27 protein-coding genes and 5 tRNA genes are annotated in these 24,801 nt (G+C 67.4%); 9 read left to right on the top strand and 23 right to left on the bottom strand.

The features are described from left to right. Positions 1-2: 2 nt before the first annotated feature. The 20 genes from rpoB to LYSHEL_RS02700 form a co-directional block, all read right to left on the bottom strand. On the bottom strand, positions 3-4,181 hold the full coding sequence (rpoB, locus tag LYSHEL_RS02605; RefSeq protein WP_213437522.1) for a DNA-directed RNA polymerase subunit beta: 4,179 nt from the start codon (positions 4,179-4,181) through the stop codon (positions 3-5). Positions 4,182-4,450: 269 nt separating this feature from the next. Further along, on the bottom strand, positions 4,451-4,825 hold the full coding sequence (gene rplL / locus LYSHEL_RS02610) for a 50S ribosomal protein L7/L12 (protein WP_213435481.1): 375 nt from the start codon (positions 4,823-4,825) through the stop codon (positions 4,451-4,453). 54 nt (positions 4,826-4,879) lie between these two features. After that, positions 4,880-5,407, bottom strand: coding sequence for a 50S ribosomal protein L10 (gene rplJ / locus LYSHEL_RS02615; protein WP_213435482.1), 528 nt, complete (start codon positions 5,405-5,407; stop codon positions 4,880-4,882). Positions 5,408-5,741: 334 nt separating this feature from the next. Next, positions 5,742-6,440 carry a 50S ribosomal protein L1 gene (rplA, locus tag LYSHEL_RS02620; protein ID WP_213435483.1) on the bottom strand — a complete coding sequence of 233 codons (699 nt, stop codon included), beginning with the start codon at positions 6,438-6,440 and terminating at the stop codon, positions 5,742-5,744. Positions 6,441-6,443: 3 nt separating this feature from the next. Then, complete coding sequence (gene rplK, locus LYSHEL_RS02625) at positions 6,444-6,872, bottom strand: 50S ribosomal protein L11 (protein WP_036167791.1); 429 nt, start codon at positions 6,870-6,872, stop codon at positions 6,444-6,446. Between the two features lie 100 nt (positions 6,873-6,972). Further along, positions 6,973-7,551: a transcription termination/antitermination protein NusG gene (gene nusG / locus LYSHEL_RS02630; protein WP_213435484.1), complete on the bottom strand. Its 579-nt coding sequence runs from the start codon at positions 7,549-7,551 to the stop codon at positions 6,973-6,975. Between the two features lie 8 nt (positions 7,552-7,559). Next, positions 7,560-7,937: a preprotein translocase subunit SecE gene (secE, locus tag LYSHEL_RS02635; RefSeq protein ID WP_213435485.1), complete on the bottom strand. Its 378-nt coding sequence runs from the start codon at positions 7,935-7,937 to the stop codon at positions 7,560-7,562. Between the two features lie 33 nt (positions 7,938-7,970). Then, positions 7,971-8,046, bottom strand: a tRNA-Trp gene (locus LYSHEL_RS02640). 105 nt (positions 8,047-8,151) lie between these two features. Then, on the bottom strand, positions 8,152-9,342 hold the full coding sequence (tuf, locus tag LYSHEL_RS02645; protein ID WP_213435476.1) for an elongation factor Tu: 1,191 nt from the start codon (positions 9,340-9,342) through the stop codon (positions 8,152-8,154). Between the two features lie 57 nt (positions 9,343-9,399). Further along, positions 9,400-9,475, bottom strand: a tRNA-Thr gene (locus LYSHEL_RS02650). Positions 9,476-9,512: 37 nt separating this feature from the next. Next, positions 9,513-9,586, bottom strand: a tRNA-Gly gene (locus LYSHEL_RS02655). 76 nt (positions 9,587-9,662) lie between these two features. After that, positions 9,663-9,748: transfer RNA gene (locus LYSHEL_RS02660), tRNA-Tyr, on the bottom strand. A gap of 71 nt (positions 9,749-9,819) precedes the next feature. Continuing rightward, positions 9,820-10,911 carry a redox-regulated ATPase YchF gene (gene ychF, locus LYSHEL_RS02665; protein WP_213435486.1) on the bottom strand — a complete coding sequence of 364 codons (1,092 nt, stop codon included), beginning with the start codon at positions 10,909-10,911 and terminating at the stop codon, positions 9,820-9,822. A 72-nt stretch (positions 10,912-10,983) separates the two neighbouring features. Further along, positions 10,984-11,565, bottom strand: a complete 582-nt coding sequence (gene pth, locus LYSHEL_RS02670) for an aminoacyl-tRNA hydrolase (RefSeq protein ID WP_213435487.1) — start codon at positions 11,563-11,565, stop codon at positions 10,984-10,986. 3 nt (positions 11,566-11,568) lie between these two features. Then, positions 11,569-12,231 carry a 50S ribosomal protein L25/general stress protein Ctc gene (locus tag LYSHEL_RS02675; RefSeq protein ID WP_213435488.1) on the bottom strand — a complete coding sequence of 221 codons (663 nt, stop codon included), beginning with the start codon at positions 12,229-12,231 and terminating at the stop codon, positions 11,569-11,571. A gap of 98 nt (positions 12,232-12,329) precedes the next feature. Further along, complete coding sequence (locus tag LYSHEL_RS02680) at positions 12,330-13,289, bottom strand: ribose-phosphate diphosphokinase (protein WP_213435489.1); 960 nt, start codon at positions 13,287-13,289, stop codon at positions 12,330-12,332. Between the two features lie 33 nt (positions 13,290-13,322). Continuing rightward, positions 13,323-13,399: transfer RNA gene (locus LYSHEL_RS02685), tRNA-Gln, on the bottom strand. Positions 13,400-13,403: 4 nt separating this feature from the next. Then, the gene (gene ispE, locus LYSHEL_RS02690) at positions 13,404-14,264 is read right to left on the bottom strand and encodes a 4-(cytidine 5'-diphospho)-2-C-methyl-D-erythritol kinase (protein ID WP_407075170.1); all 861 of its coding nucleotides are present in this window, start codon (positions 14,262-14,264) and stop codon (positions 13,404-13,406) included. Positions 14,265-14,266: 2 nt separating this feature from the next. Next, positions 14,267-14,890, bottom strand: coding sequence for a lipoprotein insertase outer membrane protein LolB (gene lolB / locus LYSHEL_RS02695; RefSeq protein WP_244858638.1), 624 nt, complete (start codon positions 14,888-14,890; stop codon positions 14,267-14,269). Then, entirely contained in the window at positions 14,887-16,563 is a 1,677-nt protein-coding gene (locus LYSHEL_RS02700) for a tetratricopeptide repeat protein (RefSeq protein ID WP_213435491.1), read from the bottom strand. The genes lolB and LYSHEL_RS02700 overlap by 4 nt, the downstream gene beginning before the upstream one ends. A gap of 108 nt (positions 16,564-16,671) precedes the next feature. Here LYSHEL_RS02700 and hemA point away from each other — a divergent pair, with 108 nt between their 5' ends. Genes hemA through ppk2 form a run of 6 tightly spaced genes read left to right on the top strand, consistent with a single transcriptional unit; the run spans position 16,672 to position 21,181 of the window. Next, a complete protein-coding gene (gene hemA, locus LYSHEL_RS02705; protein ID WP_213435492.1) occupies positions 16,672-17,970 on the top strand; it encodes a glutamyl-tRNA reductase in 1,299 nt (432 codons plus the stop codon). Further along, positions 17,967-19,052 (top strand): peptide chain release factor 1, encoded by a 1,086-nt coding sequence (prfA, locus tag LYSHEL_RS02710; RefSeq protein ID WP_213435493.1) that lies wholly within the window; start codon positions 17,967-17,969, stop codon positions 19,050-19,052. The genes hemA and prfA overlap by 4 nt, the downstream gene beginning before the upstream one ends. A gap of 13 nt (positions 19,053-19,065) precedes the next feature. Beyond that, positions 19,066-19,515 (top strand): GNAT family N-acetyltransferase, encoded by a 450-nt coding sequence (locus tag LYSHEL_RS02715; protein WP_213435494.1) that lies wholly within the window; start codon positions 19,066-19,068, stop codon positions 19,513-19,515. Between the two features lie 15 nt (positions 19,516-19,530). Continuing rightward, on the top strand, positions 19,531-20,049 hold the full coding sequence (gene moaB, locus LYSHEL_RS02720; RefSeq protein WP_213435495.1) for a molybdenum cofactor biosynthesis protein B: 519 nt from the start codon (positions 19,531-19,533) through the stop codon (positions 20,047-20,049). Beyond that, positions 20,049-20,408 carry a helix-turn-helix domain-containing protein gene (locus LYSHEL_RS02725; RefSeq protein ID WP_244858639.1) on the top strand — a complete coding sequence of 120 codons (360 nt, stop codon included), beginning with the start codon at positions 20,049-20,051 and terminating at the stop codon, positions 20,406-20,408. Before moaB ends, LYSHEL_RS02725 begins: the two co-directional genes overlap by 1 nt. Further along, a complete protein-coding gene (gene ppk2 / locus LYSHEL_RS02730; RefSeq protein ID WP_213435496.1) occupies positions 20,405-21,181 on the top strand; it encodes a polyphosphate kinase 2 in 777 nt (258 codons plus the stop codon). The genes LYSHEL_RS02725 and ppk2 overlap by 4 nt, the downstream gene beginning before the upstream one ends. Here the strand turns inward: ppk2 and LYSHEL_RS02735 are convergent. Genes LYSHEL_RS02735 through LYSHEL_RS02745 form a run of 3 tightly spaced genes read right to left on the bottom strand, consistent with a single transcriptional unit; the run spans position 21,178 to position 23,310 of the window. Further along, entirely contained in the window at positions 21,178-21,447 is a 270-nt protein-coding gene (locus LYSHEL_RS02735) for an acylphosphatase (protein ID WP_213435497.1), read from the bottom strand. The genes ppk2 and LYSHEL_RS02735 overlap by 4 nt on opposite strands. A gap of 1 nt (position 21,448) precedes the next feature. Then, complete coding sequence (locus LYSHEL_RS02740) at positions 21,449-22,039, bottom strand: TlpA family protein disulfide reductase (protein ID WP_213435498.1); 591 nt, start codon at positions 22,037-22,039, stop codon at positions 21,449-21,451. Continuing rightward, entirely contained in the window at positions 22,036-23,310 is a 1,275-nt protein-coding gene (locus tag LYSHEL_RS02745; RefSeq protein WP_213435499.1) for a YihY family inner membrane protein, read from the bottom strand. Before LYSHEL_RS02745 ends, LYSHEL_RS02740 begins: the two co-directional genes overlap by 4 nt. Before the next feature lie 56 nt (positions 23,311-23,366). Between LYSHEL_RS02745 and wrbA the strand changes: the two genes are divergently transcribed. The 3 genes from wrbA to LYSHEL_RS02760 are packed head-to-tail and all read left to right on the top strand — an operon-like array spanning position 23,367 to position 24,796. Then, positions 23,367-23,957, top strand: a complete 591-nt coding sequence (gene wrbA, locus LYSHEL_RS02750) for an NAD(P)H:quinone oxidoreductase (RefSeq protein ID WP_213435500.1) — start codon at positions 23,367-23,369, stop codon at positions 23,955-23,957. Further along, the gene (locus tag LYSHEL_RS02755; protein ID WP_213435501.1) at positions 23,954-24,274 is read left to right on the top strand and encodes a DUF2069 domain-containing protein; all 321 of its coding nucleotides are present in this window, start codon (positions 23,954-23,956) and stop codon (positions 24,272-24,274) included. Before wrbA ends, LYSHEL_RS02755 begins: the two co-directional genes overlap by 4 nt. A gap of 36 nt (positions 24,275-24,310) precedes the next feature. Next, entirely contained in the window at positions 24,311-24,796 is a 486-nt protein-coding gene (locus LYSHEL_RS02760; RefSeq protein ID WP_213435502.1) for an asparaginase domain-containing protein, read from the top strand. Positions 24,797-24,801: the final 5 nt, after the last annotated feature.

A 24,801-nucleotide genomic window follows, 5' to 3' on the forward strand; every position in this document is an offset into this window, starting at 1 on the left:
GCTTAGCGGGTTTCTTCGAGTTCCATGTTGATGGCGAGGGAGCGGATCTCCTTCACCAACACATTGAAGGACTCCGGCATCCCCGCGACCATCTCGTGTTCGCCGTCGACGATGTTCTTGTACATCTGGTTGCGGCCCTGCACGTCGTCGGACTTCACCGTCAGCATTTCCTGCAGGGTGTAGGCCGCGCCGTAGGCTTCCAGCGCCCAGACTTCCATTTCGCCGAAGCGCTGGCCGCCGAACTGCGCCTTGCCGCCCAGCGGCTGCTGGGTGACGAGCGAGTACGGACCGGTCGAACGCGCGTGCATCTTGTCGTCGACCAGGTGGTTGAGCTTCAGCATGTGCATGTAGCCGATGGTGACCGGACGCTCGAACGCTTCGCCCGTGCGGCCGTCGTGCAGCATCGTCTGGCCGCTCAGCGGCAGGTCGGCGAGTTCGAGCATGCGCTTGATCTCGGTCTCGGCCGCGCCGTCGAACACCGGCGTGGCCATCGGCACGCCGTCGGTCAGGTTGTTCGCCAGGCGCAGGAGTTCCGCGTCGGTGAACTGCGTGAGATCCACGCGCTGGCCGTTGACTTCGTTGTCGTGGTTGTAGATCTGGTCCAGGAACGTGCGCAGGTCCGCGATCGCCGCCTGTGCCTTGAGCATGCGGTCGATCTTCTGGCCCAGGCCCTTGGCGGCCCAGCCCAGGTGCGTCTCGAGGATCTGGCCGATGTTCATTCGGCTCGGCACGCCCAGCGGGTTGAGCACGATGTCGACGGTCTGGCCATCGGCGGAGTACGGCATGTCTTCGACCGGGACGATCGTCGACACCACACCCTTGTTGCCGTGGCGGCCGGCCATCTTGTCGCCCGGCTGGATGCGGCGCTTCACCGCGAGGAACACCTTCACCATCTTGAGCACGCCCGGGGCGAGGTCGTCGCCCTGGGTGATCTTGCCGCGCTTGTCGGCGAAGCGACGCTCGAATTCCTTCTCGTGCGCATCGATCTGCTTCGACGCGCGTTCGATGGCGTCGTTGGCGTCATCGTCCTTCATGCGCAGCTGGAACCACTCGGCCTTCTTCAGGCTGTCCATGTATTCCGCGCTGATCACGTCGCCCTTCTTCAGGTTGGGGCCGCCGTTGGCGACCTTGCCCAGGAGCTGCGAACGCAGGCGCGCGTAGATGGCGCCCTCGAGGATGCGGAACTGGTCGTCGAAGTCCTTCTTGACGCGACGGATCTCGGATTCCTCGATCTGGCGCGCGCGCTTGTCCTTCTCGATGCCGTCGCGGGTGAAGACCTGCACGTCGATGACGGTGCCGTCCATGCCCGGCGGAACGCGGAGCGAGCTGTCCTTCACGTCCGAAGCCTTCTCGCCGAAGATCGCGCGGAGGAGCTTCTCTTCCGGCGTCAGCTGCGATTCGCCCTTCGGCGTGACCTTGCCGACCATGATGTCGCCGGCGCGGACTTCCGCACCGATGTACACCACGCCCGACTCGTCGAGGCGGTTGAGCGCCTGCTCGGAGACATTCGGGATGTCGGCGGAGATTTCTTCCGGGCCCAGCTTCGTGTCGCGCGCGACGCAGGTCAGCTCTTCGATGTGGATCGTCGTGTAGCGATCCTCTTCCACCACGCGCTCGGAGAGCAGGATGGAGTCTTCGAAGTTGTAGCCGTTCCACGGCATGAACGCGACCAGCATGTTCTGGCCGAGCGCGAGCTCGCCGATGTCGGTCGAGGGACCGTCGGCCAGCACGTCGCCGCGGGCCACGCGGTCGCCCACGTTCACGAGCGGGGTCTGGTTGATGCAGGTGTTCTGGTTGGAGCGCGTGTACTTGATCAGCGTGTAGATGTCGACGCCGGCATCGGTCTCGCCGACGATCTCGTTCTCGTTGACCTTCACCACGATGCGGCCGGCGTCGATCTGCTCGATCAGGCCACCGCGGCGCGCGTTCACCGTCACGCCCGAGTCGCGCGCAACCGCCCGCTCGATGCCGGTGCCCACGAGCGGCTTCTGCGACTTCAGCGTCGGCACGGCCTGGCGCTGCATGTTCGCGCCCATCAGCGCGCGGTTGGCGTCGTCGTGCTCGAGGAACGGCACGAGGGCCGCCGCGACCGACACGGTCTGCATCGGCGAGACGTCCATGAAGTGGATCTCGCTCGGCGGCTTGAGCAGCGACTCACCCTGGTAACGGCACGCGACGAACTGCGAGGTGATCGTGCCCTTGTCGTCGGTCGGCGCGTTGGCCTGCGCGATGACGTACTCGTTCTCTTCGATCGCCGAGAGGAACTCGACGTCGTCGGTCACCTTGCCGTTGACGACCTTGCGGTACGGCGTCTCGAGGAAGCCGTAGCGGTTGGTGCGCGCGAACACGGCGAGCGAGTTGATCAGGCCGATGTTCGGGCCTTCCGGCGTTTCGATCGTGCACACGCGACCGTAGTGCGTGGGATGCACGTCGCGCACTTCGAAGCCCGCGCGTTCGCGCGTCAGGCCACCCGGGCCCAGCGCGGAGACGCGACGCTTGTGCGTCACTTCCGACAGCGGGTTGTTCTGGTCCATGAACTGCGAGAGCTGCGAGGAGCCGAAGAACTCCTTGATCGCGGCGGCCACCGGCTTGGCGTTGATCAGTTCCTGCGGCGTCAGGCCTTCGGACTCGGCCATCGACAGGCGTTCCTTGACCGCGCGCTCGACGCGGACCAGGCCCACGCGGAACACGTTCTCGGCCATTTCGCCGACCGAACGCACGCGACGGTTGCCCAGGTGGTCGATGTCGTCCACTACGCCACGGCCGTTGCGGATCTCGGTGAGCACGCGGATCACGTCGAGGATGTCGGACGTATCGCCCATCGTCGAGACGAGGCGCTGCGCTTCTTCGTCCTTGCCGTTCTTGTAGTCGCCGAAGTACTTGCGATCGTAGAGGACGGACGGACCCGTCACTTCCTTGCGACCGATGCGGCGGTTGAACTTCATGCGGCCGACGGCGGAGACGTCGTAGCGCTCGAAGGTGAAGAACAGGTTGTGGAAGAGGTTTTCCGCGGCGTCCTTGGTGGGCGGCTCGCCCGGACGCATCATGCGGTAGATCTCGACCAGCGCTTCGAGCTTGGTCTTGGTGCCGTCGATGCGCAGGGTGTTCGACAGGTACGGGCCGCGGTCCAGGTCGTTGACCCAGATGGTGCCGACCGAATCGATGCCCGCCTTGCGGAACTTCGCCAGGTGCTCTTCGTTGATCTCGTCGTTGGCGATGGCCAGCAGTTCGCCGGTCTTCGCGTCGACGACGTCGTGCGCCAGGATGCGGCCGACCACGTACGCGTCCGGCACGGCCAGCGCGGCGATGCCGGACTGCTCGAGCTGCTTGACGTGGCGCGCGGTGATGCGCTTGCCGGCTTCGACGATGACGCGGTCGCCGTCGGCGAGGTCGAACTCCAGCGTTTCGCCGCGCAGGCGCTCGGGCACCAACTCCAGCTGCACGCCTTCGGGTTCGATGTGGAACGTGTTGATCTCGAAGAACGCGCGGAGCATTTCTTCGTTGTTGTAGCCGAGCGCGCGCAGCAGCACGGAGACCGGCAGCTTGCGGCGGCGGTCGATGCGGGTGAACAGCGCGTCCTTGGGGTCGAACTCGAAGTCGAGCCACGAGCCGCGGTAGGGAATGATGCGCGCGGAGTACAGCAGCTTGCCCGAGCTGTGCGTCTTGCCACGGTCGTGGTCGAAGAACACGCCCGGCGAACGATGCAGCTGCGAGACGATGACGCGCTCGGTGCCGTTGACGATGAAGGTGCCGTTCTCGGTCATGAGCGGGATCTCGCCCATGTAGACCTCCTGCTCCTTCACGTACTTGATGGCCTTGACCGACGATTCGCGGTCGTAGATCACCAGGCGCACGGTCACGCGCAGCGGCGCGCCGTAGGACAGGCCACGGTTGCGGCATTCGCGCTCGTCGAACATCGGCGTGTCGAGCCGGTAGTTGACGTATTCAAGCGCGGCGTTGCCGCTGTAGCTGGTGATCGGGAAGACCGACTTCAGGGCGGCGTGCAGGCCCTTGTCGTCGCGCTTGGAGGGATCGCCCTTCTCCTGGAGGAACTCGCGGTAGGAGTCGACCTGGATCGCGAGCAGGAACGGCACCTCGAGGATCGAACGGCGCTTGCCGAAATCCTTGCGGATGCGCTTCTTCTCGGTGAACGAGTAATTCGTCGTGGACGCTGTGGTCATGGACATGGGGCTGTCGCCTCTCGTAGCTGCGGCCGCGCACGGTGGCGGGGCCGGGGGGAACGTCAAATTGCCAGTGGGAAGTCGCTGGTATTGCCGGCACCAGCACGCCTTCTCCCGCTACTTCCGACTGTCAACTCGGTCTCTTGGGTGACGCATCGCTTCGGTCAAGCTGAAGCGTTCAACACACGATTACCTTGGAACGGCCAAAGGCCGGGGACTTTCGTCCCCAGCCTTCGTGGTCGCCGATGTCACTGGCGACGCAATTTCGATTACTTGACTTCGACGGTCGCGCCAGCGGCCTCGAGTTCCTTCTTGAACTTCTCGGAGTCTTCCTTCGACACGGCTTCCTTGACGGTCTGCGGGGCGCCTTCGACGAGGTCCTTCGCTTCCTTCAGGCCGAGGCCGGTGATGGCGCGGACGGCCTTGATGACTTCGACCTTCTTCTCGCCGGTGGCCTTCAGGACGACCGTGAACTCGGTCTGCTCTTCGACCGGGGCAGCAGCAGCGGCCGGGCCGGCAGCGGCCATGACCGGGGCGGCGGCGGAAACGCCGAACTTCTCTTCGATGGCCTTGACCAGCTCCATCACTTCCATCAGCGACTTGGCGGCGATGGCGTCAACGATCTGCTCGTTGGAAAGGGACATGGTGATTACCTCTGGATATTGAAAGTTGTTGGATACGAAACCGGTTGTCTGGACTCAGGCCTCGGCCTGGGCCTCCGCGGGGACCGCTTCGCCACCGCCCTGCTTGTCGGCCACGGCCTTGACGGCACGGGCGAACATCGCGGCGGGTTCGGCGAGGACGCGGGCCAGCATGGCCAACGCCTGGTCACGCGTCGGCAGCGACGCCAGGACCTCGACGTGCGCGGCGGGAAGCAGCTTGCCTTCCCATGCGACGACGCGGGCCTTGAGCTTGTCGTTACCCTTGGCGAACTCCTTGATGAGGCGACCGGCAGCGCCGGGTTCCTCGGTCGAGAACGCGTACAGCAGCGGCCCGGTCAGCGAATCCTTGACGACTTCGAACTCGGTGCCTTCGACGGCGCGCGACGCCAGCGTGTTCTTGACGACTTTCAAGTACACGCCGGATTCGCGGGCCTTCTTCCGCATCGCGGTCATCTGCGACACGGTGATGCCTGCGTACTCGGCTGCAACCAGGGAGTGGGCCTTCGCGGCCACGTCGGCCAGTTCGGCGACGACTTCCTGCTTCTGGGACAGATTGAGAGCCATTGCACTCCTCCTAATGAACTCCGCGCCCGGCTCCTGCCGTTTGCGGTCCTTGGGCGGCGCCGTCCTGGCGCCGGGGACGCTCGCGCGTCCCGGTGGTGGCCCTTCCCGGAAACTTCCAGAGGGGGCGGCACCATCTGCGCAGGCCCGGCTCTTGCGAGCTGGATTAAACGATCCCGCCTTCGCCGACGACGACTCCATGCCGTACCGAGCTTCCTGCCCGTCGTCGTTGCGCGCGGACCGCACCTGCGGTCTTTGACGGCGTCGCGAAGGCGTAAAGCCCGCGCGATGCCCTCAAACGTTGTTGCCGCATCCGGTCGCCCGGATGCGTATCGCATTACTTCAGCGTCAGGCTCGACTGGTCGATCGTCACGCCCGGGCCCATGGTCGAGCTGAGCGAGATCTTCTGCAGGTACTGGCCCTTCGCGGTCGACGGCTTGGCCTTGATCAGGTCGAGCAGCAGCGCGGTGAGGTTGCCCTTCAGCGCAGCGGCTTCGAAGGAGGCCTTGCCGATCGTGCAGTGGATGATGCCGGCCTTGTCGGTGCGGTAACGCACCTGGCCCGCCTTGGCGTTCTTGACGGCTTCGGCCGGGTTCGGCGAAACGGTGCCGACCTTCGGGTTCGGCATCAGGCCGCGCGGACCGAGCACCTGGCCGAGCTTGCCGACCACGCGCATCGCATCCGGCGTCGCGATGACGACGTCGTAGTTGAGGTCGCCGGCCTGCATGGCCTCGGCGAGGTCGTCCATGCCGACGGCTTCGGCGCCCGCGGCGCGCGCTTCGTCAGCCTTGGCGCCGGCCGGGGCGAACACCGCCACGCGGACCGACTTGCCGGTACCGGCCGGCAGCACGGTGGAACCGCGCACCTGCTGGTCGGACTTCTTCGCGTCCACGCCCAGGCGGACGGCGACGTCGATCGCTTCGACGAACTTCGCCTTCGTGCCGTTCTGGAGGATCTTCAGGGCTTCGTCGATCGCGTAAGCCTTGCCCGGCTCGACGGCCGCCTTGATTGCTTTCTGTCGCTTGTTCATCGCCATGACTTAGCCCTCCACCACCAGACCCATGGAACGGGCGGAGCCCGCAATCGTGCGCACCGCGGCTTCCAGGTCGGCAGCCGTCAGGTCGGGTTCCTTCGCCTTCGCGATTTCCTCGACCTGCTTGCGCGTGACCTTGCCCACCTTCTCGGTGTTCGGGCGCTTCGAACCGGACTGGATGCCCGCAGCCTTCTTCAGCAGGATCGACGCCGGCGGCGTCTTCGTGATGAAGGTGAAGGTGCGGTCCGAGTACGCGGTGATGACCACCGGAATCGGGAGACCCGGTTCCAGCTTCTGCGTGGCGGCATTGAACGCCTTGCAGAATTCCATGATGTTCAGGCCGCGCTGGCCGAGGGCGGGGCCCACGGGCGGCGACGGGTTGGCCTGGCCGGCCTTGACCTGCAGCTTGATGTAACCGACGACTTTCTTAGCCATTTGCTTGCTCCTGCGAGTTCAGACGCCTGCGTGCCTTGCGGCACCTCGGCTCCTCGCGTTACTGCCGGGGCGAACCACTCGCCCTAGCGAATCTCTTTGATCAGGCCTTCTCGACCTGGCCGAATTCCAGTTCCACCGGGGTGGACCGGCCGAAGATCAGCACTGCGACGCGCAGGCGGCTCTTCTCGTAATTGACTTCTTCCACGACGCCGTTGAAGTCGTTGAACGGGCCATCGGTGACGCGCACCATCTCGCCCGCTTCGAACAACACCTTCGGCTTCGGCTTCTCGACGCCTTCCTGCACGCGGTCGAGGATGGCCGCGGCCTCTTCGTCCTTGATGGGAAGCGGACGATCGGCGGTGCCGCCGATGAAGCCCATCACCTTCGGCGTCTCCTTCACCAGGTGCCAGCTTTCGCTGTCCATGCGCGGGATGCCGCCTTCGTCATGCGTGGCGATCTGCACGAGCACGTAGCCCGGGAAGAACTTGCGCTCGGAACGGCGCTTCTGGCCGGAGCGCATTTCCACGACTTCTTCCGTCGGCACGAGCACGTCGCCGAAACGGTCCTGCATTTCCATGCGCGTGATGCGGTCGCGCAGCGCCTGCGCCACCGACTTCTCGAAGCCGGAATAGGCGTGCACCACGTACCAGCGCTTGTCGATGTTGGTGCTCTCTTCCATCTTCCGCCTCAGGTGCCGAGGAGCGCTTTCACGCCCCACTGGATGACCACGTCGAAGCCGGCGATGAGCAGGCTGATGAGGGTCACCGCGATGATGATCAGGCCCGTGGCGCGACCTGCTTCCTGGCGGGACGGCCAGACGACCTTGCGCAATTCGAACCGCGACTCGGCGAGGTATTCGCGCGTCTGCGCGCCCTTCGCCGACAACATGAACACACCGGCGCCGACGAGCAGGCCGCCGATCACCGACAACGTGCGCGCCCACGACGGCCAGTCCTGGAACCAGTAGAAGGCGAACACGCCCGCAGCGGCGATCAGGATCGCCAGCGCGATCATCATCATGTCGCCCGAGGAGGCGGACTTGGGTTGTTCGACCTTGCTGTTCATCCGTTCCCGATCACGCGGAGGCCGCGTTCGAAGTGGCACGCCAGGAGGGACTCGAACCCCCAACCTGCGGTTTTGGAGACCGCTGCTCTGCCAATTGAGCTACTGGCGTACAAGTTGTGTCTCTTCCGAAAAAGGCAACGGCGGCTCGCGCCGCCACGCCGTTTTCATTCCGTTCCGGCGGCGCGGAAGCCCGCGCCGACGGTCCGTCGTTTGCTTACTTCAGGATCTTCGCCACCACGCCGGCGCCGACCGTGCGGCCGCCTTCGCGGATCGCGAAGCGCAGGCCGTCGTCCATCGCGATGGGGTGGATCAGCTCGACCACCATCTTGATGTTGTCGCCCGGCATGACCATTTCCACGCCTTCCGGCAGGGTCACGGCGCCCGTGATGTCGGTCGTGCGGAAGTAGAACTGCGGGCGGTAGCCCTTGAAGAACGGCGTGTGGCGGCCGCCTTCGTCCTTCGACAGCACGTACACCTCGGCTTCGAACGTGGTGTGCGGGGTGATCGAACCCGGCTTGGCCAGCACCTGGCCACGCTCCACGTCGTCACGCTTGGTGCCGCGCAGCAGCAGGCCCGCGTTGTCGCCCGCCTGGCCCTGGTCCAGCAGCTTGCGGAACATTTCCACGCCCGTGACGATCGTCTTCTGCGTCGGACGGATGCCGACGATTTCGATTTCGTCGCCCACCTTGATCACGCCGCGCTCGATGCGGCCCGTCACCACCGTGCCGCGGCCCGAGATCGAGAACACGTCTTCCACCGGCATCAGGAACGGCTTGTCGATCGCGCGCTCCGGCTGCGGGATGAACGAGTCCAGCGCGTCCACCAGCTTCAGGATCGACGGCACGCCGATCTCCGACTGGTCGCCTTCCAGCGCCAGGCGCGCCGAACCCTTGATGATCGGGGTGTCGTCGCCCGGGAATTCGTACTTGGTCAGCAGCTCGCGCACTTCCATCTCGACGAGCTCCAGCAGCTCGGCGTCGTCCACCATGTCCGCCTTGTTCAGGAAGACCACGATGTACGGCACGCCCACCTGGCGCGACAGCAGGATGTGCTCGCGCGTCTGCGGCATCGGGCCGTCGGCCGCCGAACACACCAGGATCGCGCCGTCCATCTGCGCCGCACCCGTGATCATGTTCTTGACGTAGTCCGCGTGTCCCGGGCAATCCACGTGCGCGTAATGGCGGTTGGCCGATTCGTATTCCACGTGCGCCGTCGAGATCGTGATGCCGCGCGCCTTCTCTTCCGGCGCAGCGTCAATCGCGTCATAGGCCTTGAACTCGCCGCCGAAACGCTCCGCGCCCACCTTCGTCAACGCCGCCGTCAGCGTCGTCTTGCCGTGGTCGACGTGGCCGATCGTGCCCACGTTCACGTGGGGCTTGGTGCGCTCGAACTTACCCTTTGCCATGGCTCTTCTCGATGGGTTGCAGTGGTTGGCGTTTCGGTGGTGCGGTTACAGCTGATGTGGTGCTCACGAAAGGAATCGAACCTTCGACCTCCTCCTTACCAAGGAGGTGCTCTACCGACTGAGCTACGTGAGCGGAACTTCTTTCAAGCAATCTGCGTCGCGACGTTCAATGGAGCGGGAGACGGGAATCGAACCCGCACAATCAGCTTGGAAGGCTGAAGTTCTACCATTGAACTACTCCCGCGCCGTCCGGTTTGCACCGGTGAAACTGCTTGGGTCCTGCACCGTCGGTTGGTAACGCCGCCGGCTTGAATCGATCCTGGTGGAGGGAGGTGGATTCGAACCACCGAAGGCGTAAGCCAGCAGATTTACAGTCTGCCCCCGTTGGCCGCTTGGGTATCCCTCCAAAAGAGCCCGAAATTCTGGCGCCGCGACGCCGGGAAGTCAACGATTCGTTGACATCTTTCTTGCGGGGCTTCAGACGTTGAAGCGGAAATGGAGGACGTCGCCTTCCTGCACGCGGTATTCCTTGCCTTCCAGGCGCAAGCGGCCGGCGTCGCGGGCCCCGGATTCGCCGCGGTACTTCAGGAAGTCGTCGTACGCGATGGTCTCGGCCCGGATGAAGCCCTTCTCGAAGTCGGTGTGGATGACCGCGGCGGCCTGCGGGGCGGTGGAACCGGCCCGCACGGTCCAGGCCCGGACTTCCTTCACGCCCGCGGTGAAGTAGGTCTGCAGGCCCAGGAGCTTGTAGGCGGCCCGGATCACGCGGTTCAGGCCCGGCTCGTCCAGGCCCAGGTCGTGGAGGAAGGTGTCGCGGTCGGCGTCGTCCAGCTGGCTGAGCTCTTCCTCGATGGCGGCCGAGACCGGCACCACTTCGGCGCCCTCGCCCGCCGCGCGGGCGCGGACGGCATCCAGGTGGTGGTTGCTCTCGAACCCGTCCTCGAGCACGTTGGCCACGTACATCACCGGCTTGAGGGTCAGCAGGAACAGGTCGCGGACCTGGGCCTTGTCGTCGTCGGACAGGCCCAGCGCGCGCGCCGGCTTGCCGGCGTCCAGGCCCGCGCGCACGCGGCCCAGGACCTCGGCGCGGATCTTGGCGTCCTTGTCCCCGGTCTTGGCCGAGCGCTCGGCGCGGTTGAGCGCCTTCTCGACCGAATCCAGGTCGGCCAGCGCCAGTTCGGTGTCGATGGTGTCGATGTCGGAGATCGGATCGACCTTGCCCGTCACGTGGACGATGTCCCCGTTCTCGAAGCAGCGCACCACGTGCGTGATCGCATCGACCTCGCGGATGTGCGCCAGGAACTTGTTCCCCAGGCCCTCGCCGCTCGCCGCGCCGGCCACCAGGCCCGCGATGTCGACGAATTCCACCGCGGTCGGGATCACCTTCTGCGGCTTGACGATGTCGCTCAGCGCGTTCAGGCGCGGATCCGGCACGGGCACGATGCCGACGTTGGGCTCGATCGTGCAGAACGGGAAGTTGGCCGCCGCGATGCCCGCCTTGGTCAGCGCGTTGAAGAGGGTCGACTTGCCGACGTTGGGCAGGCCGACGATGCCGCATTTGATGCCCATGGGGGTGGATCCGTGATTCGTGATTCGTGATTGGTGACTCGGGCGCCCGAATCACCAATCACCAATCGCCAATCACGCCTTGGCCGTGTTGAGGCGCTTGGTCGCCTCGTTGATGTCGCCCGACACCGCGAGCGGCATGACGTCCATCGCATCGTCGATCGCGCGCAGGATGCTGGCTTCGTCGTCGCGCCCGGGCTTGCCCAGCACCCACGGCGTGACCTTGTCCTTGTGGCCGGGATGGCCGATGCCGACCCGCAACCGGTGGAACCGGCCGTGGCCGAGCAGCCGCATCGTGTCGCGCAGGCCATTCTGTCCGCCGTGCCCGCCATCGAACTTGAGGCGCGCGATGCCCGGCGCAAGGTCCAGTTCGTCGTGCGCGAGCAGCGCTTCTTCCGGCTCGATCTTCCAGTAACGCAACGCGGCGGTGACCGACTTGCCGCTGAGGTTCATGAAGGTGGCCGGCTTGAGCAGCCACACCGGCTGGCCCGCGATCTCCACCTTCGTCGTCTCGCCGAAGAGCTTGGATTCCAGCCCGAAACGCCCGCCGAGTTTCTCGGCGAGCGCATCCACGAACCAGAACCCGGCGTTGTGCCGGGTCCGGGCGTGTTCGGGTCCGGGATTGCCCAGACCGACGATGAGACGCAAGCCAGGCAAGGCTTACTTCTTCTCTTCGTCCTTCTTGGCGACCTTGGCCGCCGGCACTTCGGCCGCAGGCGCTTCGACCGCTTCTTCGACGTCTTCCGTGCCGTGCTTGGCGATGACGATGGCCACGTCGTGTTCCTTGCCGAGCTTCAGCTCGGGGAGCTCGACGCCCTTCGGCAGCTTGAGGTCCGACAGGTGGACGATGTCGCCGACCGTCAGCGCGGACAGGTCGATTTCGATGAACTCCGGCAGGTCCTTCGGCAGGCAGGTCACTTCGACGTCGTTGAGCTCGTGCAGCACGATGACGTCGGCGGCCTTGCCGGCGGGCGACTTCTCTTCGTTGAGGAAGTGCAGCGGGACCGAGACGCGGATGGCCTGGTTCTCGTCAACGCGCTGGAAGTCCAGGTGCATGATGATCTGCTTGTACGGATGGCGCTGCATGTCACGCAGCAGCACCTTCTGCACCTTGCCGTCGAGGTCGAGGTCGAGGATGGACGAGTAGAACCACTCGTTCTGGCTGGCGAGCCAGGTCTTCTCGTGCTCGAGCTGGATGCTCTGCGGGGCGGACTTGCCGCCGTAGACGATGGCCGGGATCGACGCTGCGCGACGGAGGCGGCGGCTCGCACCCTTGCCTTCGTCCTTGCGGCTCGATGCCGAGATCTTGTGTTCGGTTGCCATGATTGCTTACTCACTCTTGTTGCAATGAAACCGCCTCGCGGCGGTGGATGCCGCTCACCCGCGACCAGGTGAGCGATGGTGCCAGTGCACTGCGTCGATCAATCGACGTACAGCGAACTGACGGATTCTCCGAAGGCGATGCGGCGGATCGTTTCCGCCAGCAGCTCGGCGACGCTGAGCTGGCGGATGCGGCTGCATCCCTTCGCCGCGGCCGAGAGCGGGATGGTGTCTGTCACCACCAGCTCGTCGAGTTGCGACTTGTTCAAGTTGTCGATCGCCGGGCCCGAAAGCACGGGGTGCGTGCAGTACGCGACCACCTTGATCGCGCCCTGCGCCTTCAGCGCCGCGGCCGCCGCGCACAAGGTGCCCGCGGTGTCCACGATGTCGTCGACGAGGACGCAGATCCTGCCTTCCACGTCGCCGATGATGTTCATCACGGTGGACACGTTCGCACGCGGACGCCGCTTGTCGATGATCGCCAGGTCCGCGTCGTCGAGGCGCTTGGCGATGGCCCGTGCGCGCACCACGCCGCCGACGTCCGGCGACACCACGATCAGGTTGTCCGTGCCGTGCGCGCGCCAGATGTCGGCGAGCAGCAGCGGCGAGGCGTACACGTTGTCGACCGGGATGTCGAAGAAGCCCTGGATCTGGTCCGCGTGCAGGTCCACCGTGAGGACGCGATCGGCACCGACCGCCGAGAACATCTTCGCGGCCACCTTGGCCGTGATCGGCACGCGCGCAGAACGCGGGCGACGATCCTGGCGCGCATACCCGAAGTACGGCACCACGGCGGTCACGTTGGACACCGATGCGCGCTTGAGCGCGTCGATCAGCACCAGCAGTTCCACCAGGTTTTCCGCGCTGGGCGCGCCCGTCGGCTGGATGACGAACACTTCCTGCCGGCGCACGTTTTCTTCGATCTCGACCTGCACCTCGCCATCGGAGAAGGTGCTGACCAGCGCCTTGCCGAGCCGGATGCCGAGTTCCTTGCACACCGCCTCGGCGAGGGGGCGGTTTGCGTTGCCGGTGAACACCAGCAAATTGCGATCTTCTTGCATGTTGGCTCCGCTGCGCTCTGACCGTTGCGGGATTGGCAGGGACGGAAGGATTCGAACCTTCGAATGCCGGGATCAAAACCCGGTGCCTTAGGCCACTTGGCGACGTCCCTTCCGTTATCGGTCGAGTGCATCGCGCATCGGGGACGCCTGCGCTCCCGCGGCCAACCAGGCCGAGAGGTGCGGCATTCCCTCGCGCAAGCGGTCCAGCGCTTTTCCGGCGGATCCGCGGTCGGCGAATTCGACGAAGCAACCACTGCCCGTGCCGGTCAATCGCGGTGTGCCGATCTGCGCCAATGCTGCGAACACGGCCTGAAGGGCCGGTTCGCGGCGGCGCAGCACCGGCTCGAACGCGTTGCCGAGCACTGCTCCCGAAACGAAGTCGCGCATTGTCGTTGCCGGGGAATCCCGCGTCAATTCAGGGATTTGGAATAACGCGGCGGTCGGCACGTGGATGCCGGGATCGACGAGGACATACCACGCCGGCGGCAGGGCGATCGGCGTGAGGATTTCGCCGACGCCCTCGGCCCAGGCGTTGTCGCCGCGGACGAACACGGGGACGTCGGCGCCGAGGGCCAGGCCGAGGGCGGCGAGGCGATCGACGCCTAGATGGAGGTTCCACAGCCGGTCGAGGGCGAGCAGCACGGTGGCGGCATCCGACGACCCGCCGCCGAAGCCGCCGCCGGCGGGAATGCGCTTTTCGACGGAGATGTCCGCACCTAGTGACGTATTGGATGCGCGTTGCAGGGCGTTGGCGGCGCGGATGGCCAGATCGTCGGTCTCCGCCACGCCGGGCACCGAGGCCCCGACCCGCCGGATCACCCCGTCGTCCCGCACCCGGATCCGCACTTCGTCGCCCCAGTCGAGCAGGCGGAAGACGGTCTGCAGCGCGTGGTACCCGTCCGGCCGGCGGCCGGTGATGTGCAGGAACAGGTTGAGCTTGGCCGGCGCCGGCCAGGCGGTCCACCCGGCGTCCATGGTCATTGCGTCCAGGCGTCGGCGGTCCAGGCATCCACCACCAGGCGGACGCGGGCGTCGCCCTTGGTGGCCTCCACCCGGCCCGGCAGTTCGATGCCGGCGCGGTCGACGATGCGCCAATTGGCGTAGTCAATCGTCCAGCCGGCTTCCGAAATCCGCGTCAATCGGCGATCCGCGCCGTAGGCCAGCGTGGCGTCGGCGCCGCCCAGGCCGCGCACCCAGCGCACGAGCGCATCGACCGGGATGTCCCAGCGCGTCGCGTCGCGGACCAGCGCGCCGGCGTCGGGCCCGGTGCGTGTGCCGCCGGCGAGGCCTTCAAGCACCGCATCGCCGTCGCCGCCCGTCACGCGCCAGCTCTGGCGGGTGATCGGCGCGCTCAGCGACACGTCGAAGCGCGGCCCCTGCTGCGTCCATTCGATGCGGCCGTTGCCGCCATCCTTGCCGTTGGAGACCGCCACGCGGCCCGTCATCGACCAGTCCGGCACCGCCGCGAGCGCGGCTTCGCGCATCGCCTGGTGGGCCTGCGCCGTCCCTTCGACGGCGGGCAAGGCCGGCGCAGCCGGACGCGTGGCGCAGCCCGCCAGCGCGATGGCCAGCATCGCAATCCCGATCGCACGCATGGTCATGCGCCCGTCTTCTCGAGCGCGCGCTTCAACGCGCGGTTTTCCGGATCGAGCTTCTTCGCTTCATCGAAATACTTCCGGCTCTCGTCTTTCTGCCCCATCACCCACAGCACTTCGCCGAGGTGCGAGGCGATTTCCGGATCCTTCTGCAGGGCGAAGGCGCGGCGCAATTCGGACAGCGCTTCGGCGTTGCGGCCGAGGCGATAGAGCACCCAGCCGTAGCTGTCGATGATGGCGGCGTTGCCCGGTTCGGCGGCGCGCGCGCGGTCGATCAGTTCAAGCGCCTCGGCGTAACGCGTCGTGCGATCGGCCAGCGTGTAGCCGAGCGCGTTGAGCGCGTTCACGTCTTCCGGATCGCTGACCAGGATGCGGCGGAAATCCGCCTCCGCGCGCGGGATGTCGTCGCGGCGTTCCCACGTCAGTGCACGCGAATACAGCAGCGCCGGATCATCGGGATACGCGGCCAGGCCGCGCGCGTAGACGTCGAGTTCCTGCGCGGCCTGTCCGTCCTTGCCGCGCAATTCGGCTTCGAGCAGGTACGCGTCGCGGCGCGTGTCTTCCTCCGCCGTCGCATCGCCCTGCAACTGGCGCAGCGCGTCGTACGCCTCGTTGTTGCGCTTGAGCTCGTGCAGCACGTTGGCGGCGCGCAGGCGCGCGATCCAGCGCGCTTCCCCGCCCGGCACGCTGCGATACCATTCGAGCGCTTCGGCATTGCGCTTCAGCAACTCGGCGACCTGGCCCAGCAGCAGGCGACGCTCGGGATCGGGCTTCGCCGATTCCTTCTTCAGTTCTTCGTACAGCGCGGCGAGCGCGACCTGGTCGTCCGCGCGCGACAGCAACGCGGCGCGCAGGCCGTAGCTGCGATCGTCCTGCGGCCCGCGCGCGAGCACGCCGGCGGCCGCGGCGCTGTCGCCGAGCGCGTCGTACTCGGCGGCGATCGACATGCGCAGTTCTTCGTTCTGGTAGGCCGTCGCGGCGATGGTGGCGAGCACCTTGCGCGATTCGTCCGGCTTGCCCGATTCGCGCAGCTGGCTGGCGCGCAGCAGCGCGACGCGCGGCTCGGCCGGGAAGCGCTTCACGACCTCGTCGATGATCCGGTCCGCCAGCGCGGGCTGTTCCAGCCGCTGCGCCAGGCCGCCGAAGGCCAGCCAGGACTGCAGGCGATCGGGGATCTGGCGATCGTCCACGATCTCGCCCAGCAGGCGGCCGGCCAGCTTCGGATCCTTGCCGCCGCTGCTCAGCGCCAGCAGCGCATGGCGCCAGCCGATGTCGCCCTTGTCGGACAGCAGCACGCCCAGTTCGCGGCGCGCCTGGGAGGCATCGTTGCGACGGAGCGCCAGGGTGGCCTGCGCGGCATGCATGGCCAGCGAGTCCGGCGCGCGCTGGCGCCACAGCTTCAGCGCCGCCTCGGCGCGCTTGTCGTCGTTGGCCAGCAGCGCGATGCGGGTGGCGCGCTCGGCCAGGCCGGCGTCGTCGGTGGCGCGGGCCGCGTCGAGGTACCACTTCGAGGCCTCGTCCAGTTGGCCGGCCTGCAGCGCGAATTCACCGGCCAGGGTCCCCTCGAGCGCGGGCGCGGCGTCGGCCTTGCGCGCGGCGCCGGCGGGCGCGGCGATCGCGAGCAGGAGGCTCGCGCCGAGCGTGAGGAAGGACAGGCGGGGCGAGGCGGGTGTCGGCATCGGAACTTCCGTGGGGGCGCGGGCCGGTAGAATGTGCGACCGCGCCTGAAGGCGAGGTCCCGCGGCAGCTTAGCGCAGCCCTCGGAACGAACGAATGAGCCCGCGTCCATGAGCCTCCTGGTTCTCGGCATCAACCACCAGACAGCCCCCGTCGGCCTGCGCGAACGCGTTGCGTTCGGCGCCGATGCGTTGCCGCGCGCGCTGGCGACGCTGCAGGGCATGCCGTCGGTGCGCGAAGTCGCGCTGCTCTCCACCTGCAACCGCACCGAGCTGTACGCGCTGGCCGACGACGAAGGCGCCGCGCTGTCCGAATGGCTCGCCACGCATCCGGGCGAATCGGGCGACCTGCACGCCTATCTCTATCGGCACATGGATGCCGAAGCGGTGCGCCACCTGTTCCGGGTCGCGACCGGCCTGGATTCGCTGGTGCTCGGCGAACCGCAGATCCTCGGCCAGGTGAAGGAAGCCTGGGCGCTCGCGCGCACCGCCGGCACGCTGGGGCCGCAGCTGGATCGCCTGTTCCAGCACGCGTTCACCACCGCCAAGCGCGCGCGCACCGATACGCGCATCGGCGCCAACCCGGTGTCGGTCGCTTCGGCCGCGGTGCGCCTGGCGCAGGATTCCTTCGCGCGCCTGGACGACGCCACCGTGCTGCTGATCGGCGCCGGCGAAACCATCGAGCTCGCCGCGCGGCATCTCGTCGAAGGCAAGGCGAAGCGCCTGCTGATCGCCAACCGCACGCTCGCGCACGCGCAGGACCTGGCCACGCGCCACGGCGGCGTCGCGCTGCCCTTGTCGGAAATCGACAAGCACCTGTCCGAAGCCGACATCGTGCTGTCCGCCACCGCCAGCCGCGATCCCGTCGTCACGCGCGCGCAGGTCGCCGCCGCCCTCGCCCGCCGCAAGCATCGCCCGATGCTGCTGCTCGACCTGGCCGTGCCGCGCGACATCGCCGCGGACGTCGCCACGCTCAAGGATGTCTTCCTGTACACCGTCGACGACCTGGAACGCGCGATCGAAGACAACCGCCGCAGCCGCCGCGAAGCCGCGCGCGAAGCGCAATCCATCGTCGACCTGCAGACCGCGCGCTTCGTCGAAACGATGCAGGCCAGCACGCGCCATGCACCGCTCAAGCGCGTGCGTGCGCATGGCGAACGCGCGCGCACCGAAGCGATCGCGAAAGCGCGCGCGCAACTCGCCGCCGGGCGCGATCCGCACGAAGTGCTCGACCTGCTCGCGCACACGCTGGTCAATCGCCTGCTGCACGCACCGACGGCCGCGTTGCGCGAAGCCGCGCTGACGGGCGACAACGACCTCGCGCGCGCCACCGACAAGCTGTTCCCGCCGCTGCCGGGCGGGGACGGCAACGACGACGCCGACCTTCCGCCTTCGAGCGGGGCCGCATGATCCCCAGCCTCCGCCGCAAGCTCGAGGCGCTGCTCGAGCGACGCGAGGAAGTCGAACGCCTGCTCGCCGATCCGGCGACGATCGCCGACGGCGATCGCTTCCGCGACCTGTCACGCGAGTTCTCGCAGCTCGAACCCGTCGCCGTCGCCCTCGCCGCCGAATCGCAGGCACGCGCGGACCTGGCCGCCGCCGAAGCGATGCGCAACGATCCGGAAATGCGCGAACTGGCCGACGAAGAAATCGCCTCCGCGCACGCACGCCTGGAAGACCTCGACGTTGCGCTGATGGCGCACCTCGTCCCGCGCGATCCGCGCGACGACGGAAATCTTTACCTCGAAGTGCGCGCCGGCACCGGCGGCGACGAAGCCGCGATCTTCGCCGGCGACCTCTATCGCATGTACGCGCGCTTCGCCGAACGCCAGGGCTGGCGCGTCGAAGTGGAATCGGCCAATCCCGGCGAACACGGCGGCTTCCGCGAGATCGTCGCGCGCGTCGAAGGCCGCGGCGCGTATTCGAAGCTCAAGTTCGAATCGGGCACGCACCGCGTGCAGCGCGTGCCGGAAACCGAATCGCAGGGCCGCATCCACACGTCCGCAGCCACGGTGGCGATCATCGCGGAAGAAGCGCCGGGCGCAGCGATCGAAATCAATCCCGCCGACCTGCGCGTCGACACGTTCCGCTCCTCCGGCGCCGGCGGCCAGCACGTCAACAAGACCGAGTCGGCGATCCGCATCACGCACCTGCCCTCGGGCATCGTCGTGGAATCGCAGACCGAGCGCTCGCAGCACGCCAACCGCGACAAGGCGATGAAGCGCCTCAAGTCGATGCTGGTGGAAGCGGAGACCACGCGCCGCGAAGCCGCGCAGGCGCAGGACCGCAAGCTGCAGGTGGGCAGCGGCGACCGCAGCCAGCGCATCCGCACCTACAGCTTCCCGCAGGGCCGCATCACCGACCATCGCGTCGAAGGCCTCACGCTGTACGACCTGCCCAACGTGCTCGAAGGCAACCTCGATGCGCTCATCGACCGCCTGCAGCGCGAACACCAGGCGGACGAACTCGCCCGCCTGTCCGCCAACACCTGACGCGAGCCACGCCATGACCGACACCACGATCCGCCGCGCCACGCTCGCCGACCTGGACGTGCTGGCGCCGCTGTTCGATGGCTACCGGCGTTTCTATGCACAGGCCGGCGACGTCGATCGTGCGCGCGCCTTCCTGCACGAGCGCCTGTCGCGCAACGAATCGGTCGTGCTGCTCGCGTTCCGGGGCGACACGCCCGCCGGCTTCACGCAGCTCTATCCGATCTTCTCCTCGGTGCGCACCGCGCGCACGTGGCTGCTCAACGATCTGTTCGTGGCCGAACACGCGCGTCGCGGCGGCGTGGCCCGCGCCCTGCTCGACGCGGCGGCCGCATTCGGCCGGGCCGACGGCGCCGCGGGCCTCGTCCTCGAGACCACCGTCGACAACGCCCCGGCCCGCGCGCTGTACCGCGCCGCCGGCTGGCACGAAGACGCCACCCAGTGGTATTCGCTTTCACTGGCCTGAGCTAGGCTGCGACCCATGAGCGCCGCCCCCGACCTCGTCCCGCTGTCCCTGTGCGTGCTGACCGTGTCGGATTCGCGCACGCCCGACACCGACAGCTCCGGCGACTACCTCGTGCAGGCGCTGACGGACGCAGGCCATCGGCTCGCCGATCGCGCGCTGCTGCCCGACGACCGCTACCAACTGCGCGCACGCGTCTCGCAGTGGATCGCCGACAAGAATGTCGACGGCATCCTCGTCACCGGCGGCACGGGATTCACGGGTCGCGATTCCACGCCCGAAGCCCTGTTGCCGCTGCTCGACAAGGAGATGCCCGGCTTCGGCGAAGTGTTCCGCGCGATCAGCTTCGAAGAGATCGGCACGTCGTCGCTGCAATCGCGCGCGTTTGCGGGACTGGCCAACGGGACGTTCCTGTTCGCGCTGCCGGGCTCCACGTCGGCGTGCCGCACCGCGTGGGAGAAGATCCTGCGCGAACAACTCGACGCACGCACCAAGCCCTGCAACCTCGCCACGCTGCGCCCAAGGCTGAAGGAGTGATGCCGATGCCGCTCGCCACCACGTTGCGCCTGCTCGCCAAGGCGCGCGGGCTGTCACCGACGGACCTGGCCACCGCGATCCCGCGCGTCGGCGCCGCCACCGTGTCGGCCTGGCTGCGCGGCGAAAAGATGCCGGGCCGCGACCAGCTCGATGCGCTCGCACGCACGCTGGGCGTGCCGGCCGGCGCCTTGTTCGCGGAACTCGCGCAGACGCTGGACCCCGCACGCACCGCCGGCGAGCACGAGTTGCTCGCCGCGTATCGCGCGATGACCACGCGCCAGCAGGGCGCGCTGCTCGAAATCGCGCGCGGCCTGGCCGACCGGCCCGCCCCGCGCCGCACGACGCGAGCGAAGAAATGAAACCGATCAAGCGCAAGGAATACGAAGCCGCGCTGGCACCGATGCAGCGCGAACTGGTCGCCATGGCGCGCTGGTTGAAGGACAGCGGCAAGCGCGTGGTCGTCGTCGTCGAAGGCCGCGACACGGCTGGCAAGGGCGGCGCGATCGAAGCGATCCGCCAGCCCGTCAATCCGCGCCAGTGCCGCGTGGTCGCGCTCGGCAAACCGACGGAAACCGAACAGGCGCAGTGGTATTTCCAGCGCTACGTCGAACACCTGCCCGCCGCCGGCGAACTCGTGCTCTTCGATCGCAGCTGGTACAACCGCGCCGGCGTCGAACGCGTGATGGGCTTCGCCACGCCCGCGCAGGTGAAGGCCTTCCTCAAGCAGGCGCCCGCGTTCGAACAGCAACTCGTCGACGACGGCATCCTGTTGTTCAAGTACTGGCTGTGCTGCGACCAGGCGAAGCAGGAAGCACGCTTCGCCGAACGCGTGCGCGATCCGATGAAGCGCTGGAAGCTCTCGCCGATCGACCTGGCCGCGCGCACGCACTACGCCGATTACACGAAGGCGCGCGAAGCGATGCTGCGCGCCACGCACACCGAACAGGCCCCGTGGACGCTGGTGGATTTCAACGACCAGAAACGCGGGCGGCTCACGCTGATCCGTGATTTGCTGGATCGCCTGCCGGACACGCGCGTCGCGGACCCGACCATCGATTTCCCTCCGCTGCCCGGCAAGCCGCAGAAGGAACGCTTCGGCGTGCTGGATCCGATTCCCGCGTTCGACCTTTAAGCGGTTTCGAAATCCGGGCCGGCCTCGCCGTCATCCGCGGCAAGGCGTTCGATGCCTTCGACCCGCGCGTGCGGCGGGCCGTGCTTCAGCCATTCGGCCATGTGTTCCAGCGCCTGCACGTCGCCGACGGCGAGCACTTCCACGCGCCCGTCGTGCAGGTTGCGCGCATAGCCGCGCAAGCCCAGGTGCAGCGCTTCGTTGCGCGCGGACGCGCGGAAGAACACGCCCTGCACGTGTCCCGACACGAAGAAGCGCGCGGCCGCCATGTCAGCCGCCCTGCGCGCCCGGCTTCGGGCCGCCCGCGGCGGCGATCGCGGTTTCGATGTCGCGCGCTTCGACCGGGCCGAGGAAGCGCTTGGCCACCTTGCCGTCGGGCGCGATGAGATAGGTGGTCGGCAAGCCGGCCGGCGATTCGAAATCCTTCGGCGGCGAATACACGTCGACCAGCGCGACCGGATACGAGACCGGATGCTTGGCGAGGAATGCCTTCATCGCCTCGGGCGTGGTGTCTTCGTAGGCCAGGCCGACGACGTCGATGTATTCGCGCATCGTGTCGAGCGCCGACAACGCGGGCATTTCCTTCAGGCACGGCCCGCACCACGTGGCCCAGAAATTCACGACCACCCAGCGGCCGCGATGCGACGCCAGGTCGAAGTGCTTGCCGTCGATGGTGGCGAGCGAGAGCGTCGGGATCTCGGCGGTCTTCGCGGGCGGTGCCGCCGCGACGGTGGCGGGCGCGGCGACGCTGGCGGGGGCGGCGACGCTCGCGGGCGCGGCCGGTGCCGCGGGCGGCGCCGGTGCATTGCAGGCGGCGAGCACGACGCACGCGCACGCGGCTGCCATCAACTTCAACTTCATTCTTCCACTCCGATATCGGCAAAGATCGACGACACGCGGCGCTTCAGCAATTCGCGCAGCGGCAGTCGCAGTTCGTCCAGGGCATTGGCCGCGGCGATGCCCAGCTTGTCGTCGCGGCACGGCAGGTGCGCTTCGGCGACGGGCACGCGCAACTGGCAGGCTTCGTACAGTTCGCCGAGCGTCAGGTGATCCAGGTCGCGCGCGAGCAGCCACTCGCCGTCCTCCGAGCGTCGTACCAGCCCGATCTCGCACAGCTGCGACAACATCTGCTGCACCAGCGAGTCGGTGAACATCGGTTCCATCTGCTGGATGTCGTGGCTGTGCAAGCCACGCCCCTGCACGCGCGCCTGGCTGAAGCGGCCCAGCAGGCGCAGCAGCGCATAGAACTCGAACCCCAGCGGCAAGCGCATCGCCACCGGCTGGTAGCGGAACGCCGACATCGACGCCGCGAACGACGCGCCGAGCAGGATCGCCGTCCACCCCAGGTAGATCCACACCATGAAGATCGGCAGGAACGCGAGCGTGCCGTACACCTTGCCGTAGCTGCTGAAGTTGCCGATGAAGGCGCCCAGCCACCACTTCACGATCTCGAACACCAGCGCCGCGAGGAACGCGCCGCCCACCGCATGCCGCCACAACACGGTGCGATGCGGGACCACCTTGAAGATCGCCGCAAACGCCGCGAGCTCGATCAGGAACGGCGCCAGGCGCAGCAGGATCTGTTCGAGCCACTGCCCCGCCTGCGTTTCGAACACGGCCATCGCGAAGAAGCGCGAGGAAATCGCCAGGCTCGTCGCCGCCACCAGCGCGCCGAGCGTGAACACCGTCCAGTACACCAGGAACCGCGCGAACTTCGGCCGCGCGGTCTGCACGCGCCAGATGCGGTTGAACGTGGCCTCCACGCTGGTCAGCGTGATGAGCAGCGAGATCACCAGGGCCACGATGCCGGCCGCGGTGAGTTGCCCCGCGTTGGCGGAGAACTGGCGCAGGTAGGTTTCCACCGCGCGCGCGGAGCTGGGCACGAAGTTGGAGAAGATGTAATCGACCAGGCGGTCGCGCCAGATGTCGAACACCGGGAACGCCGACAGCACGCCGAAGCCCACGACGAACAGCGGCACCAGCGCGAACACCGTGGTGTAGGACAGCGCGCCGGCGGCCTGGAAGAGTCCGTCGTCGAGGAAGCGCTTCCACAAAAAACGGAAGAACGTGCCCGTGCGATGGCGATCGCGCAGGTATGAGGCGTAGCGATTGATGGTGTCGAGGGGCTCCATCGGAGGCCAAGCCTACCCCACCCATCGTCTATGCTGCGCGCTTGCCGGAGGTCCGCATGCCCGAAGTCCTGGTCCTTTACTACAGCCGTGGTGGTTCGGTGGCGCGACTCGCGCGGCAGGTCGCGCGCGGGATCGAGGAAGTCGACGGCATGACCGCGCGCCTGCGCAGCGTGCCGCCGGTCGCGCCCGTCACCGAAGTCGCGGCGCCGCCGGTGCCCGACGAAGGCGCGCCCTACGTGGACCGCAAGGACCTCGCCGAGTGCGCGGGGCTCATCCTCGGCAGCCCGACGCGCTTCGGGATCATGGCCTCGCCCCTGAAGTACTTCATCGACCAGCTCGGCGCCGAATGGGCCAGCGGCACGCTGGTCGGCAAGCCGGCCGCGGTGTTCACCTCCACGTCCACGCTGCACGGCGGACAGGAAGCCACGCTGCTCTCGATGATGTTGCCGTTGCTGCACCACGGGTGCGTGGTCGCGGGCCTGCCGTACACCGAGCCTGCGCTCAACACCACGCGCACCGGCGGCACGCCGTACGGCGCCAGCCACTACGCCGGGCTGCAGGACGATCCGCGTCCCAGCGACGAAGAAGCCCTCCTCGCGCGCGCGCTCGGCAAGCGCATCGCCCTCCTTGCAGGAAAACTCGCATGAGCCTTTCGACGCGCTTGTTGATCGGTGGCCTGCTCGGGCTCGCCGCGCTGTACGTGTTCTGGTTCTACGTGGAGCCCGTCGCGATGGCGATCTTCGCGGGCCCGGCATTGTTGCTGGCCGCGCTGTGCTGGAACGGCGGCAACCGCCCCGCGTTCTGGGCCGGGCTGCTCGCGCTGGGGTGGTTCTCGCACGGGGTGATGGTGTCGTGGTCGCGGCCGGAGGATCGGCAGCTGGCCAACATCGAGATCCTGTTGTCGCTGGTCGTGGTGCTGGCCGCGAGCCTGCCGGGCCTGCGCGCCCGCTTCTCGAAGCGCTGATCGAAAGCCGGCCGACCGGACCTATAATCCGCGCCCATGGACACGCTCTGCATCGTCACCACCGGCGGCACGATCGACAAGATCTATTTCGACGACAAGTCGGACTACCAGATCGGCGAGCCGCAGATCGGCGGCATCCTGCGCGAGCTCGGCGTCGCGTTCCAGTTCAACGTGATCCCGATCATCCGCAAGGATTCGCTGCACATCACGGCGGAGGATCGCGAACTGATCCGCGCCACCATCGCCGCGCAACCGGCGAAGCACGTGCTGGTCACGCATGGCACCGACACGATGGTGGAGACGGCGCACGTGCTCGCCAGCCTGGCGGATCGCACGATCGTGCTGACCGGCGCGCTGAGCCCCGCGCGCTTCCGCGGATCGGATGCGGAGTTCAACGTCGGCACGGCCGTCGGCGCGGTGCAGAGCCTGCCGCCGGGCGTGTACATCGCGATGAACGGGAAGATCTGGGATCCGGCGCACGTGCGGAAGAACGTGGCGGCGAATCGCTTCGAAGCGACCTGATGCGT

Source organism: Lysobacter helvus (assembly GCF_018406645.1).
GTDB classification, from domain to species: domain Bacteria; phylum Pseudomonadota; class Gammaproteobacteria; order Xanthomonadales; family Xanthomonadaceae; genus Noviluteimonas; species Noviluteimonas caseinilytica.